This window comes from Streptomyces sp. Ac-502 (genome assembly GCF_045222935.1).
Lineage (GTDB): Bacteria > Actinomycetota > Actinomycetes > Streptomycetales > Streptomycetaceae > Streptomyces > Streptomyces monomycini.
Genome location: NZ_JBHFFO010000001.1, coordinates 3,265,155 through 3,279,492, shown reverse-complemented (window position 1 = coordinate 3,279,492; position 14,338 = coordinate 3,265,155). Strand labels below are relative to the sequence as shown.

General features: G+C 73.8%; 10 protein-coding genes and 3 pseudogenes. 9 read left to right on the top strand and 4 right to left on the bottom strand.

What is annotated here, in order from left to right; translation table 11 throughout:
- Position 1: 1 nt before the first annotated feature.
- The 4 genes and pseudogenes from ACEXOX_RS14730 to ACEXOX_RS14715 all read left to right on the top strand — a co-directional run bounded on the left by ACEXOX_RS14730 (position 2) and on the right by ACEXOX_RS14715 (position 3,688).
- Positions 2-1,209 (top strand): annotated as a pseudogene (locus ACEXOX_RS14730) (ArsA family ATPase).
- Positions 1,210-1,310: 101 nt separating this feature from the next.
- Positions 1,311-1,850 carry a DUF5304 domain-containing protein gene (locus ACEXOX_RS14725; protein WP_406521065.1) on the top strand — a complete coding sequence of 180 codons (540 nt, stop codon included), beginning with the start codon at positions 1,311-1,313 and terminating at the stop codon, positions 1,848-1,850.
- A gap of 89 nt (positions 1,851-1,939) precedes the next feature.
- Positions 1,940-2,881: an ROK family glucokinase gene (locus tag ACEXOX_RS14720; protein WP_030020869.1), complete on the top strand. Its 942-nt coding sequence runs from the start codon at positions 1,940-1,942 to the stop codon at positions 2,879-2,881.
- 6 nt (positions 2,882-2,887) lie between these two features.
- Positions 2,888-3,688, top strand: a complete 801-nt coding sequence (locus ACEXOX_RS14715; protein ID WP_406521064.1) for an endonuclease/exonuclease/phosphatase family protein — start codon at positions 2,888-2,890, stop codon at positions 3,686-3,688.
- A 24-nt stretch (positions 3,689-3,712) separates the two neighbouring features.
- Here the strand turns inward: ACEXOX_RS14715 and ACEXOX_RS14710 are convergent, their stop codons facing one another.
- The 3 genes and pseudogenes from ACEXOX_RS14710 to ACEXOX_RS14700 form a co-directional block, all read right to left on the bottom strand.
- Positions 3,713-4,966 carry a hypothetical protein gene (locus tag ACEXOX_RS14710; protein ID WP_406521062.1) on the bottom strand — a complete coding sequence of 418 codons (1,254 nt, stop codon included), beginning with the start codon at positions 4,964-4,966 and terminating at the stop codon, positions 3,713-3,715.
- A 170-nt stretch (positions 4,967-5,136) separates the two neighbouring features.
- The gene (locus ACEXOX_RS14705) at positions 5,137-5,904 is read right to left on the bottom strand and encodes a hypothetical protein (RefSeq protein WP_406521061.1); all 768 of its coding nucleotides are present in this window, start codon (positions 5,902-5,904) and stop codon (positions 5,137-5,139) included.
- A pseudogene (locus ACEXOX_RS14700) lies at positions 5,891-6,687 on the bottom strand (alpha/beta hydrolase). Before ACEXOX_RS14700 ends, ACEXOX_RS14705 begins: the two are co-directional and overlap by 14 nt.
- 290 nt (positions 6,688-6,977) lie before the next feature.
- Here ACEXOX_RS14700 and ACEXOX_RS14695 point away from each other — a divergent pair.
- The 5 genes from ACEXOX_RS14695 (at position 6,978) to ACEXOX_RS14675 (ending at position 12,280) form a co-directional block, all read left to right on the top strand.
- On the top strand, positions 6,978-7,808 hold the full coding sequence (locus ACEXOX_RS14695) for a lysophospholipid acyltransferase family protein (protein WP_406526348.1): 831 nt from the start codon (positions 6,978-6,980) through the stop codon (positions 7,806-7,808).
- Between the two features lie 28 nt (positions 7,809-7,836).
- Entirely contained in the window at positions 7,837-9,150 is a 1,314-nt protein-coding gene (gene macS, locus ACEXOX_RS14690) for a MacS family sensor histidine kinase (RefSeq protein WP_406521059.1), read from the top strand.
- A gap of 23 nt (positions 9,151-9,173) precedes the next feature.
- Positions 9,174-9,818, top strand: coding sequence for a response regulator (locus ACEXOX_RS14685; RefSeq protein WP_406526347.1), 645 nt, complete (start codon positions 9,174-9,176; stop codon positions 9,816-9,818).
- Between the two features lie 233 nt (positions 9,819-10,051).
- Positions 10,052-11,080, top strand: a complete 1,029-nt coding sequence (locus ACEXOX_RS14680; RefSeq protein ID WP_406521058.1) for a 6-phosphofructokinase — start codon at positions 10,052-10,054, stop codon at positions 11,078-11,080.
- 183 nt (positions 11,081-11,263) lie between these two features.
- Positions 11,264-12,280 (top strand): 2-hydroxyacid dehydrogenase, encoded by a 1,017-nt coding sequence (locus ACEXOX_RS14675; protein WP_406521056.1) that lies wholly within the window; start codon positions 11,264-11,266, stop codon positions 12,278-12,280.
- Here the strand turns inward: ACEXOX_RS14675 and ACEXOX_RS14670 are convergent.
- A pseudogene (locus ACEXOX_RS14670) lies at positions 12,246-14,239 on the bottom strand (anthranilate synthase family protein). The gene ACEXOX_RS14675 and the pseudogene ACEXOX_RS14670 overlap by 35 nt on opposite strands.
- Positions 14,240-14,338 lie beyond the last annotated feature (99 nt).

The window sequence follows — 14,338 nt, the reverse complement described above, 5'->3', positions numbered from 1 at the left end:
CATGCGTACCGTCCTCGTGACCGGTCCCGGCGGCGCCGGCCGCACCACCGTCGCCGCCGCCACCGCCCTGGCCGGTGCCCGGCGCGGTGAGCGCGTCCTGCTGCTCACCGCCCGCGGCGGCGCGGCGGAGCGCGCCCTGGGCACCCGCCTCGGCCACCCCGGCGACGGCCCGGTGCCCGTCGTGCCCGGCCTGCACGCCAAGTGCGTCGACGCCGGTGACCACTTCCGCCGCGAAGTGCTCGCCTTCCAGGAGCGCGCGGGAGCCGCCCTCGACCTCCTGGGCGCCGCGCCCCTGGACGAGGACGAACTGACCGAACTGCCGGGCGCGGAGGCGTTCGCGCTGCTCCACGAGCTGCGCGCGGCCCACGAAGCGGCCGGCGGATCCGACGGCCCGCAGACGGTCGTCGTCGACATGCCGCCCGCCGCCGACACCGTCGCCCTGCTCGCCCTGCCCGAACAGGCCCGCCGCTACCTCCGCCGCCTGCTGCCGCCCGAACGCCAGGCCGCCCGCGCGCTGCGGCCGGTGCTGGCCCAGCTGGCGGGCGTGCAGATGCCCACCCAGAAGCTGTACGAGGCCGCGGAGCGCTGGAGCACGAACTCGCCGCCGTCCAGCGGATCATCGACCACCCGGGCACGACCGTACGGATCGTCACCGACGCGGGCCCGGCCGCCGTCGCGGACCTGCGGGAGGTGCGCTCGGGCCTCGCCCTGTACGGGCACCGCACCGACGCCGTCGTCGCCAACCGGCTGCTGCCCACCGGGTCGGCCGACCCGTTCCTGGCGGCGCTCTCCGGACAGCAGCAGAGCGCGCTCAAGGCGCTCCGCGAGGAGTTCCCCGAAGCGCCGGTCGTCGAGGTGCCGCACCTGGGCCGCGACCCCGAGGGCACCGAGGAGCTGGACGAGCTGATCCGCGGCACGGTCGGCGAACCGGCCGCCCCCGGGGATGCCGACGGCACCTGGACCGTCGAGGACCGGCTGGCCTCGGACGGCATCCTGGTGTGGCGGGTGCCGCTGCCGGGCGCCGAACGCGACGGGCTGGGCCTGCTGCGGCGCGGCGACGAGGTCGTCGTCACCGTCGGCCGCTTCCGGCGGATACGCACCCTGCCCTCCGCGCTGCGCCGCTGCTCGGTCTCCGGCGCCGGGCTGCGCGACGACGCGCTGCACATCCGTTTCACCCCCGACCCGGACCTCTGGCCCCGCGGTCACTGAACGGCACACCGCCGTTCGGGTAACGTCGGGAGAAGCAGCACCGCCGCGCACCCGCCGCCCACGCGGGTCCAGATCCGCCTCGCCGCAGGAGTGAGTCCGCCATGAGCGATGCCACCGAGCGCCCCGCCGACCGTACGGACCGGTTCGACGCCGATGCCTGGGAAACGGCCTGTGCCGAGGACCTGGCGGCCGAGAAGGCCCGCCGCCGCGCGCAGTACGGCCCGCCGCCGGGCAGCGCCGCCGAGGAGCTGCGCCGCCTCGCGGAGGCCGTCACCGACAAGCTCGCCGGCATCCAGCTGCCGGGCGCGCTCGCCGGAATGGCCGCGCAGGGCGCCGTGCAGCAGCTCTTCCGGCAGGCCAAGGCCGTCGTGGAGCCGGTCGTCGAACGCAATCCGGACGTCTTCGACCACCTCGCCGCCGCCGGATCGGAGCTGCTGGCCGCCTACCGCTCGGCCGTCGAGAGCAGCGAGCGCCGCTGGACCCGTGCGGCCGCCGACGAGGCCGCGCAGGCCGACCCGCGGGAGGCCGCCGGGCCGGGCACCGCACGCGACGGCGACGACACCGGCGGCAAGCGTGACGACCCGGGCGCCCGCCGGGACGACGAGGGTCCGGCCGGCACCGAGCGGATCGACCTCGACTGACCGACCCCTCGCGGCCGGAGGGCACGGGCGCCGCCCCGCACTCCGGTACGGTTGTACGCGGCGGGGTACGACCAATAACTGAGGGACACATGGGACTCACCATCGGCGTCGACATCGGCGGCACGAAGATCGCGGCCGGCGTGGTCGACGAAGAGGGCACGATCCTCGAAACGTGCAAGGTGCCGACCCCGCAGGCCACCGACGAGCTGACAGAGGCCATCGCCGACGCCGTCCGCACCGTCGGCGCCGACCACCAGGTCGAGGCCGTCGGCATCGGCGCCGCCGGTTACGTGGACGAGAAGCGGGCCACCGTCCTGTTCGCGCCCAACATCGACTGGCGCCACGAGCCGCTGAAGGACAAGGTCGAACAGCGCGTCGGCCTGCCCGTCGTCGTCGAGAACGACGCCAACGCGGCGGCCTGGGGCGAGTACCGCTTCGGCGCCGGCCAGGGCCACAGCGACGTCATCTGCATCACCCTGGGCACCGGCCTGGGCGGCGGCATCATCATCGGCAACAAGCTGCGCCGCGGCCGGTTCGGCGTCGCCGCCGAGTTCGGCCACATCCGCGTCGTACCGGACGGCCTGCTGTGCGGCTGCGGCAGCCAGGGCTGCTGGGAGCAGTACGCCTCCGGCCGCGCCCTGCTGCGCTACGCCCGCCAGCGCGCCTTCGCCACCCCCGAGAACGCCGAGGTGCTGCTCTCCCTGGGCGACGGCACCTCCGAGGGCATCGAGGGCCGGCACATCAGCGAGGCCGCCCGCCAGGGCGACCCGGTCGCCGTCGACTCCTTCCGCGAGCTGGCCCGCTGGGCCGGCGCCGGCCTCGCCGACCTGGCCTCGCTCTTCGACCCGTCCGCCTTCATCGTCGGCGGCGGCGTCTCGGACGAGGGTGAACTGGTCCTCGACCCGATCCGCAAGTCCTTCCGCCGCTGGCTGGTGGGCAACCAGTGGCGGCCGCACGCCCAGGTGCTCGCCGCCCAGCTCGGCGGCAAGGCCGGACTGGTCGGCGCCGCCGACCTGGCCCGCCAGGGCTGACCCGCGGTGCCGGCCGAGCTGCCCGCCTCCCGTACCGAGCCGGGCTCCGCTTCCGAGGACTTCGCATCGGGCGGAGGCGGAGTGGGGCGGAGCGGCTCGGCCGTGCTCCGTGTGCTCAGTTACAACGTCCGTTCCCTGCGCGACGACCGCGCGGCGCTGGCCCGGGTGATCCGGGCCTGCGCCCCGGACGTCGTGTTCGTGCAGGAGGCGCCGCGGTTCTTCCGCTGGCGCAAGAGCGTGGCGAAGCTGTGCCGGGCGACGGACCTGGTGCACGTGACGGGCGGCGCCACCGCCGCCGGCCCGATGATCCTGTCCTCGCTGCGCGCCCATGTGGAGCGCACCGAGGACGTCCTGCTGCCCCGCACCCCGGGCCTGCACCAGCGCGGTTTCGCGACCGCGGTGGTACGGATCGGGGGCGCCCGGGTCGGCCTGCTCAGCTGTCACCTCAGCCTTCAGGCCGACGAGCGGTACGACCAGGCGGGCCTGCTGCTGGAGCGGCTGCGCGCGCTGGACACCCCGTACGCCGTCGCGGCCGGTGACCTGAACGACCGGCCGGACGGGCGTGCCTTCCGGCGGCTGGCGGGCTCGCTCACCGACGCCTGGACGGCGGCGCCGTGGGGCGGCGAGTACACCTCCACGCCCCACGACCCGCACCAGCGCATCGACGCCGTCTTCACGACCGACGGCGTCGAGGTGCTGGGCTGCGGCGTACCGCGCGACCTGCCGGGCCTCGCCCACGGCGACCTGCTCGCCGCCACGGACCATCTGCCGGTGCTGGCCGCACTACGGGTGCCGGCCGCCGCGTAAGGCGAGCTACGGTTCCGGCGGTGCTCAGGACAGCTTCATGTTCGGTTCGCCGCGCCCGTTGCGGCCGGGGCCGCCGCCGGTGCAGGTGAGCCGGCTCTTGGGAGCCTTGTCGCTGTTCACCGAGGTGTACGCCTGCCGCAAGCAGTTCCGCAGGGCCAGCTGACCCCAGTGGTTCGGGTGCAGCGCCTCCTGCACCTGGAACGGCGGCAGCACCGCGGTGACCGTCCGCACCCAGCTGATCCACTCGGTCTTGTCGGACGCCCCCGGGTCCGTCCACCGGTTCACCGTGCCGCGCACCGGCTCGACCAGCCCGACTCCGCGCTCGCACAGGCGGTGCCCGTCGAAGGCGTGCGTGACGTCGAGGAAGCGGACATTGTCCAGCCCGCTCTTGTCGATGCCCCGCTGCACGGCCCGGCCGACGGCCGGCAGCACGCTGTCCACCGCCCAGTCGGCGTCCCGGTCGTTGAACGCGCAGCCGCCCATCGTCTGGCGCGCGCCCAGCGCCGCCGGGTAGCGGAAGTCGCGGCCGTGCGGGATGGGGGCCGGATAGTTCTGCACGACCACGTCGTACTCGTCGGTGTCGTGGCCGGCCCGCAGCATCGCCCGCTTGACGTTGCGCAGCCCGCCCGCGATGTCGTCCGCCCGCCGCTCCACCGCCTGGTCGGTGAACCGGGCGCGGTTGGCCGCGTCCTGGCTGCACGACTTCGGCAGCGGGCTCAGGTACGCCAGGACGCAGGACGTGACCACGTCACCGAAGCGGAAGTCGTTGCCGCCGATCGAGACGGCGACCATCCGCACCGGATGGTCGCGGGCGTACTCCTCCAGCTGCCTGGCCTGCCCCGGCACGCCCGCCGCGTCCGAGAAGTCCAGGCCCGGCTTGGCGACGCCCTTCGAGGACCGGAAGGAATCGGTACGGGCGCCGGAGCAGGCCAGGTTCTCGCTCGCGGTGCCGGGCAGCCCGAGGTGGATCTCGGCGGAGCGCGAGCGGTGGCACTTGGGGATGCGCTCGGCGGTGCGGTTCGCGTTGTCGAAGTACGCGGTCGCGCCGAGCGCGTCGACGCGGGGAAGTTGGCCGGGTTGGCGTTGGTGTTGCCGGCCCAGCGCCCGGCCTCGCCGGAGATGTAGGAGTCGCCGAGGGAGACCACCGCGCCCGGCCCGGGGGCCTGCCGCTGCTGCGGCGGACTGGCCGCGGCGGGCACGGTGGCGAGCAGGCCCGTCACCGCGGCGGCCGTCGCGGCGGCGGCCGCCACCCGGACGCGACGACGTGGACGGGGACATGACGACGAGAACGGATGGCGCACGGGGGTCCTCCCGGGAACACGGCCGGATACTCGGCGTGATCCTTCCCGTTCGCGGCGTCAACGTCGGTCAGGACACCTGGCGCGCGAGGGTGAATCCCCGGGCGTGCGGGGGACGGCGGCCCGGCCGCGGGGCGGCGGCCGGTACGGTCATACGACCGCGCCGCCGCCCGGCAGCTCCTCGTCGTCCTCGTCGTCGTGCTTCATCCGGGCCACCAGCGTCGCGAAGCCGCCCAGGAAACCGCCGATGCCCAGCAGCGTCAGCCACCACGTGACGGGCTGCTGCAACAGCACCATGAGCACCAGCAGCAGCGGCCCGCCGAGCACCGCGATCCAGGCGAACTTGGCCGTCACGTCGGCCTTGGGCAGCGGAGGCGGCTCGGGCGGCACGAAGTGCCCTTCGTCCGTCCCGTCGAGGCCGTCACCGGACGCCTCGGACGCCTCGGACGCCGACCAGTCGCGCGGTCCGACGCCGGGCGCGAAGACCACGAAGCTGCCCACGCCGTTCTTGCCGGGCCCGTCCGGGGCGCCGGGGGAGGGCTCGCTGCGCGGCCGCTCCTCTACCGTCAGGCCGCCGTCGTCCCGGTCGGTGCGGTCCGCGGGGTCGGTACGGTCGGCGCGGTCCGTACGATCCGTACGGTCCGTGCGTCCCGGGTCGCTCTTCTCGGGCGGCTTGCCGTCGGGGCGCCGCCCGCCGTCGGCGCGGTCCTCGCCCGTCCTGCCCAGGTCGGCGCGGGCCGGCCCGGTGTCCGTACCGCCGCTGCCGGACGGCTCGCCGGCCGCCCTCGGGCCCGTGCTGGAGACCGGTCCGTCCTCGTCCGGGAAGGCGGGCGCCTTGCCGTACCCGGCCACGATCTCGGCCCAGGCGGCTTCCTCGTCCAGCGGGTCGCGGGGGTCGCGGGGGCTACGCTCCTCCACCGGTGGCCGTCTCCTCACTCTCCACGCCCGTGCGCACGCTCGGTGCCAGACGGGCGATGAAGTCGTAGGTGTCCTCGAAGATCCGCTCGGCGTCGTGGTCGAGCGTGGCGACGTGGTAGCTGCGCTCCAGCAGCGTCTGCCGTACGTCCGTGGAGGACACCCGGCTCAGGATGCGCTCGGAGTCGGCGGGCGGCACGACGTGGTCCTGCGGGCTGGTCAGCACCAGCAACGGCTGGGTGACCCGGGGCAGTTCGGCGTCGACGAGCTGGAAGAGACGGCGCAGCGAGTGCGCGGCGTGCAGCGGCACCCGGCTGTAGCCGGTCTCGGCGGACCCCGGCTTGGCGATGTCGTTCGCCACGCCCTTGGTCGTACGGACCAGGTGCCGCAGCACGGGCAGCAGCGGGGCGGCCGCGTCGTGCACCTTGTTGCCCGGGTTGACCAGTACCAGGCCGCTGACGGCGGGGCCGTGCACCTCGGCCAGCCGCAGCGCCAGCGCGCCGCCCATCGACAGGCCGCAGACGAAGACCTGCTCGCACCGTCCGGACAGCGACCGCAGCTCGCGGTCGACCTCGGCGTACCAGTCCTGCCAGGTGGTGAGCTGCATGTCCTGCCAGCGGGTGCCGTGGCCGGGCAGCAGCGGGAGCGAGACGGTCAGGCCGCGGTCGGCCAGGTACTCGGCCCAGGGGCGTACGGACTGGGGGAGCCGGTGAAACCGTGGCAGACGAGGACGCCGGTCCGGCCGCCCTCGCGGCGGAACGGCTCGGCTCCGGGGAGCAGCGGCACCGGGGGACTCCGATCGGTGAGGGGCCGGGCGGCAACGGGTTGCGCGGGTTACTGGAAGCCTACGCGGAGCGGCGCCGGGCGGATAGGTCCGAAAGCCCCCGCGGAGCCCGCTCGTGCGCCCCGAGCGCCGTGGCCGTGCGCTCCGTACGGGCGCCCCGGCGGTACGGAGCCGCGGGGCGGGCGGGCCGGGCGGAGCCGCCGGCGGGCGGGCCGCCGAGAAGAGGGGGACGCCGGGGCAGGTTAAGGTCTTTGCGTCACACACAGGAGGCAGTGGGTTGATCTACGGCGCAATGAAGTTTTCCATCGGCGGATCGCTGAAGCTGGCTTTCCGCCCCTGGGTGGAGGGCCTGGAGAACATCCCCGCAACGGGACCCGCGATCCTGGCGAGCAACCATCTGTCCTTCTCGGACTCCTTCTTCCTGCCCGCGGTGCTCGACCGCAAGGTCACCTTCATCGCCAAGGCCGAGTACTTCACCTCGCCGGGCGTCAAGGGCAAGCTGACCGCCGCCTTCTTCAAGGGCGTGGGCCAGCTGCCGGTGGACCGCTCGGGCGCGCGCGGCGCGGGCGAGGCGGCGATCAAGAGCGGCATCGAGGTGCTGGAGCGCGGTGAGCTGTTCGGCATCTACCCGGAGGGCACCCGCTCGCCGGACGGCCGGCTCTACCGGGGCAAGCCCGGCGGCCTGGCCCGGGTGGCGCTGGCCACCGGCGCCCCGGTCATCCCCGTCGCGATGATCGACACGGAGAAGGTGCAGCCGCCCGGCAAGGTCATGCCGAAGATGATCCGGCCCGGCATCCGGATCGGCACGCCGCTGGACTTCAGCCGGTACCACGGCATGGAGGGCGACCGCTTCATCCTGCGCTCGGTGACCGACGAGGTCATGTACGAGATCATGAAGCTGTCGGGCCAGGAGTACGTGGACATCTACGCGACCGCCGCCAAGCGGCAGATCGCGGACGCGGCCAAGAAGAAGGCCGAGGCGGAAAAGGCCGAGAAGGCCGAGAAGGCCGAGAAGGCCGAGAAGGCCGAGAAGGCAGAGAAGGCAGAGAAAGCGGCCAAGGGCGGCAAGGGGCAGGCCGCGCCGGCCGCGGACCGGCAGGGCAGGACCGGCAGCGGGGCGTAGGCACGCCCCGGCACAGGGTGGGGGCGACATGACAGAGGCAGAGACACGGCCCGCGGCCGGCACGGCGGCGGGCAAGGGCAAGGGGCGGCCGCAGCGGGTGGTCCGGATGTCGGTGGAACTCCCGCTGTGGCGGGCGCTGACCGGTTACCGCGTCCTGACCCTGGCCTACGTCCTGGTCCTGTTCGTGTTCTCGTACAAGAAGTACGCGCACCCCCTCGTCGCCGCCGCCTACATGACGGCGCTGACCGTGTGGATGGCCTTCACCTGGCGCCGTACCACCTCGGCGGAGCGCTGCACCCGCGCCTTCCTCATCGGCGACCTGTCCTTCGCGCTCGGCGGCATCCTGCTCACCCTGGTGGCGGACAGCCACGAGCGGATCATGGACGGCGCGGCGACCCTGCCCTCCATCTGGACGGCGGGCGCGGTGCTCGGCTTCGCCATCAAGGGCGGCTGGCGCTGGGCCGCGGTGGCCTCGGCGCTGGTCGCCGTCGTCAATCTGGTCGAGCGCCAGGAGCTCGCCCGCGACACGATCCACAATGTCGTCCTGGTGTGGGTGGCGAGCGTCGCCATCGGCTACGTGGTCGAGGTGGCCCGGGCCAGTGAGCGCACCCTCGCCCGCGCCCTCCAGATCGAGGCCGCCACCCGGGAGCGGGAGCGGCTGGCCCGGGACATTCACGACAGCGTCCTGCAAGTCCTGGCGATGGTGCAGCGGCGCGGTGCCGCGATCGGGGGCGAGGCCGCCGAGCTGGGCCGGATGGCCGGGGAGCAGGAGGTCGCGCTGCGCACGCTGGTCTCCAGCGGACTGGTCCCGCGGCCCGGTACGGCCGTCTCCGCCGCCGGGGAGGACGCGGTCCGCACCCCGCAGGAGGCACTGGCCGCGCCGGTGCCGTGCGCCGAGGACGGCCCCGACGCCGGGCCCTGCGACGTACGGGCCCTGCTCGCGCCGCACGCCGGCGCGCGCGTCACGTTCTCCGAGCCGGGCGGGCCCGTCGTGCTCCCGGCGGCGGCCGCCGCGGAGCTGGCGGCCGCCGTCAGTGCCGCGTTGGACAATGTCAGGGTGCACGCGGGTGCCGAGGCACAGGCGTGGATCCTGGTGGAGGACGAGCCGGACGAGGTGGTCGTGACGGTGCGGGACGACGGTCCCGGCATCCCCGAAGGGCGCCTCGCGGACGCCGAGCGGGAGGGCCGGCTGGGGGTGGCCCTGTCGATCCGCGGCCGGCTGCGGGAGCTGGGCGGCAGCGCCGACTGGATCTCGGTCCCCGGCCAGGGCACGGAAGTGGAGCTGAAAGTCCCCAAGGGCGGAGCGCCCGAGGGCCGGAAACGGGGGAGGAGCACGGCGTGAGCGAGCCGCAGGGCGTGAAGGTGATGGTGGTCGACGACCACCCGATGTGGCGGGACGCGGTCGCCCGCGACCTGGCCGGGGCCGGGTACGAGGTGGTGGCGACGGCCGGGGACGGGCCGCAGGCGGTGCGCCGCGCGCAGGCCGCGGCGCCCGACGTCCTGGTCCTGGACCTGAACCTGCCGGGCCTGCCCGGCGTGGAGGTCTGCCGGGAGCTGGTCGGCGCCAACCCCGCCCTGCGGGTGCTGGTGCTCTCCGCGAGCGGTGAGCACGCCGACGTGCTGGAGGCCGTCAAGTCGGGCGCTACGGGCTACTTGCTCAAGTCGGCCAGCACCGAGGAGCTGTTGGACGCGGTGCGTCGTACGGCGGCCGGCGACCCGGTGTTCACGCCGGGCCTGGCCGGGCTGGTGCTGGGGGAGTACCGCCGGCTGGCGACCGAGCCCGCCCCGGCCGCCGAGGACGAGCCGGGCGCGCCGCAGCTGACCGAGCGGGAGACCGAGGTGCTGCGCCTGGTCGCCAAGGGCCTGTCGTACAAGCAGATCGCCGACCGGTTGGTCATCTCGCACCGCACGGTCCAGAACCACGTGCAGAACACCCTGGGCAAGCTCCAGCTGCACAACCGCGTCGAACTGGTCCGGTATGCGATAGAACGGGGCCTGGACGAGGTCTAGGGTCCCGGCCCGCACGGTCCGGGAGTCCCGTGAGGGCACCGGCCGCTTGTGCGCAATGCGCTCGTACGAGTGAACGCTTCGCGTCAAGTCCCCGGCATTTCCGGGGAATTCGCTTTCCGCCCCATCCCGGGGTGACGTGCATCACCATTAGCGTGACCGGCGTCGGCACAGCACGGCCGCGCGCGGCCAACCGGCGGGTGCGCGGCCCCTCACGGGATGAAGGTGAAGAAGCGATGCGGGTCGGAGTACTGACCGGCGGCGGTGACTGCCCCGGTCTCAACGCGGTCATCCGAGGCGTGGTGCGTAAGGGCGTTCAGGAGTACGGCTACGACTTCGTCGGCTTCCGGGACGGCTGGCGCGGGCCCCTGGAAGGCGACACGGTACCGCTCGACATCCCCGCCGTACGCGGCATCCTGCCCCGCGGCGGCACGATCCTCGGCTCCTCGCGGACCAATCCCCTCAAGCAGCAGGACGGCATCCGCCGGATCAAGGACACCCTCGCCAAGGAGGAGGTCGAGGCGCTGATCACGATCGGCGGCGAGGACACCCTCGGCGTCGCGGCCCGGCTCTCCGGCGAGTACGGCGTGCCCTGCGTCGGCGTGCCCAAGACGATCGACAACGACCTGTCCGCCACCGACTACACCTTCGGCTTCGACACCGCCGTCGGCGTGGCCACCGAGGCCATCGACCGGCTGCACACCACCGCCGAGTCGCACATGCGCGTCCTGGTCGTCGAGGTCATGGGCCGGCACGCGGGCTGGATCGCGCTGCACTCCGGCCTGGCCGGCGGCGCCAACGTCATCCTCATCCCCGAGCAGCGCTTCGACATCGAACAGGTCTGCGCCTGGATCGAGTCCCGCTTCAAGGTCCGGTACGCGCCGATCGTGGTGATCGCCGAGGGCGCCATGCCCAAGGACGGCCAGATGGTCCTCAAGGACGGGTCGAAGGACTCGTTCGGGCATGTGCGGCTGTCCGGCGTGGGCGAGTGGCTGGCCAAGGAGATCGAGGAGCGTACGGGCAAGGAGGCCCGGACGACGGTGCTCGGCCACACCCAGCGCGGCGGCACGCCCAGCGCCTTCGACCGCTGGCTGGCCACCCGCTTCGGCCTGCACGCGATCGACGCGGTGCGGGACGGGGACTACGGGAAGATGGTCGCCCTGCGCGGCACGGACATCGTCCGGGTGCCGCTGGCGGAGGCGACCGCGAGGCTCAAGACCGTCGACCCGAAGCTGTACGCGGAGGCGGGGGTCTTCTTCGGCTGAGCCCGAGCGGCGTGCGGGCGGGCCGGGCACCGACAAGCCCGCCGTACGCCGCCGTATGTCGCCGAACGCGTCGGACGGGCGGCCGGGCCGCCTCCCGCGCCGTATATTCGGCCCTGTCGCCGCATATGCCCTGAAACGGGCGGCGGCGACCGGACCGCATGACCGGCAACGTCGGGAGACACCGTGGAGATCATCGCGTTCGGCGTGCAGGCGGACGAGCGGCCGCTGCTGGGGCAGGCCTTCGCCGGCCGCCACCAGGTCCGCTGCCTCGACGTCTTCCTCAACCGTGACACCGCCCCCATCGCCGCGGGCTACGAGGTCGTCAGTGTCAGCGTCAACGCCGACCTGAACGCCGAGGTGATCCAGGAGCTGGCGGCCGGCGGCACGAAGATGATCGCCCAGCGTGCCACCGGCTACAACAACATCGACCTGGAGGCCGCGGCCGACCTCGGGCTGACCGTCGGCCGGGTCTCCGCCTACTCGCCGTACTCGGTCGCGGAGTTCGCCTGGGGCCTGGCCCTGGCCGTCGACCGCCGGATCGTACGGGCCGCCAACCGCACCCGGAACTTCGACTTCCGCCTCGACGGGCTGATGGGCCGCGACCTGCACGGCCGCACCGCCGGTGTGCTCGGCACCGGCAAGATCGGCGAGGCGTTCACCCGGATCGCCCACGGCTTCGGCATGCGGCTGCTGGGCTGGGACCTCGCCGAGAACCCCCGCTGCGCCGAGCTGGGCATGACCTACGTCGGCCAGGACCGGCTGTTCGCCGAGTCCGACCTGATCAGCCTGCACGTACCGCTGACGGAGGCGACCCGCCACCTCGTCGACGCCGCCGCGCTGGCCGCCATGAAGGACGACGCGATCCTGGTCAACTCCAGCCGCGGCGGCCTCGTCGACACCGCGGCGCTGGTGGAGACCCTCAAGGCCGGCCGGCTCGGCGGGGTCGGCCTGGACGTCTACGAGGAGGAGGCCGGGCTCTTCTTCTTCGACAAGTCCCTCGAAGTCGTCCACGACGACACCCTCGCCCGCCTGATGACCTTCGGGAACGTGCTCGTCACCTCGCACCAGGCGTACTTCACCGAGGACGCGGTCGGTCAGATCGTCGACGCCACCGTACGCAACGTCGAGGACTACCTGGCCGGCCGCACCAACGAGAACTTCCTCGTCACACCAGGACAGCGGCCAGCAGCCGCGCGGTGATCGCCGCGCCGTCCAGCGTCAGCACGGACTCCGGGTGGAACTGCACCCCGGCGAACCCGGGACCGCGCAGCGCGTGCACCTCGCCGGAGTCCGCGTCCCGGCTCAGCTCGACCCGGTGCATGGCCAGTTCGGCCACCGCCGTCTCGTCGCAGCGGGCCGTGAAGGTGTTGTAGAAGCCGACGGTCTCCGGGCGGCCGAAGAAGTCGATGCGCTCCTGCGCGCCCTGGAACGGCACTTCCTTGCGTACGATCTCCAGCCCCAGCTCAGCGGCGATCAGCTCGTGCCCGAGGCAGACACCGAGCAGCCCGTGCCGGTGGTCGCCGACCAGTCGCGCGGTCAGCGCGCGCAGCAACCGCATCTTCGGGTCGGCGGCGTCCGACGGGTCGCCCGGGCCGGGACCGAGCACGACCGGCCCCTCGTGCGCCGCCACGGCCTCCCGCAGCCCCGGCTCGTCGTACCGGCGCACGGTCACCGTCAGCCCCGAGGTGCGCAGCAGGTGCGCCAGCATCGCGGTGAAGGTGTCCTCCGCGTCGATCACCAGCGCGTGGCCGGACAGCGCGGCGGTCGGCGCGGTGCTCTGCATCCGCAGCCAGAAGGGCGCGAGGTCCGCGCGGCGGGCGTCGAGCGCGGCCCGCACCCGCGGGTCGTCCGCCAGCCGCGGCCGCCCGGCGGTCTCCTCCGTACGGTCCGGCGCGGGGCGCACGCCGAGCGCGGTCAGCACCCCGGCGGCCTTGGCGTGCGTCTCGGCGACCTCGGCGCGCGGGTCGGAGGCCCGTACGAGGGTGGCGCCGACCGCGACCCGCAGCCCGCCGTCCGCGCCGATGTCCGCCGTACGGATCAGGATCGGCGAGTCCAGCGTCTGCGCGCCGCCCGCGTCCCGCCCGATCAGGGCCAGCGCCCCCGCGTAGTAGCCGCGCCCGCCCACCTCGTGGCGCCCGATCACCCGGCAGGCGTTCTGCACCGGCGAGCCGACGACGGTCGCGGCGAACATCGTCTCCCTCAGCACCTGACGCACGTCGAGCGAGGAGCGGCCGCGCAACTCGTACTCCGTGTGCGCGAGGTGCGCCATCTCCTTCAGGCGCGGCCCGACCACTACACCGCCCATGTCGCCGACGGTGCACATCATCTTCAACTCCTCGTCCACGACCATGGACAACTCCTCCACCTCCTTGCGGTCGCCCAGGAACTCCAGCAGGTGCTCGGGGCTCGGCCCCTCGGCCGGGTAGCGGTAGGTGCCGCTGATCGGGTTCATCACGACCGTCCCGCCGGACATCCGTACGTGCACCTCGGGGCTGGCGCCGACCAGCGTGCGCACACCCGGCCGGTGCACGACGTACGTCCAGTACGCGCCGCGCTCACCGGCCAGCAGCCGCCGGAACAGCGCGAGCGCGTCGGCCGTTCCGAAACCGGGGATCTCGCCCTGGAAGGTGCGCCGGACGACGAAGTTCGCGCCCTCGCCGGTCCCGATCTCGTCCCGCAGGACGCGCTCGACGATCCCGGCGTACGCGTCGTCGGAGACGTCGAAGGCGCCGCCGCGCACCTCCACCTCATGGGCGGGCAGCTCCGCCAGCACCTCGTCCAGCGGCAGCTCGTACGCCTCCTCCGGGCGCAGCACCGCCAGGGGGTGCCGTCGTCGCGGACGTCGAACCCGCGCTCGCGGATCTGCCGGAACGGGACGAGCGCGAGCGCGTCGGTGACCGCGGCGCCGCCGTCCGGCACGCCGTCGCCGAGCGGGATGCCGTCCAGCCGTGCCACCTCGGTCACCTCGCCGACCAGTACTTCGACAGTGCCGGCGGTGTCGGCGGCGGGACGGCCGGGCGTACGGCGGTGCAGCAGGGCGAACGGCGGGCAGCCGGGGGACAGCAGGCGGCGCAGGACGTCGGCGGTGCCGGCTTCGGTGCTGCCCACTGCGGTGGTGCCAACTGCGGTGATGCCGGCGTCGGTGGTGGAGCGAGGCATGTCGGCGGTTCCTTCCGGGAGGGAGGAACGGCCCGTACAGCACGGAAGGCCGCCCCTCGGGCGGCCTTCGCGATGTCAGTGGTTACGCGCGATCAGTGG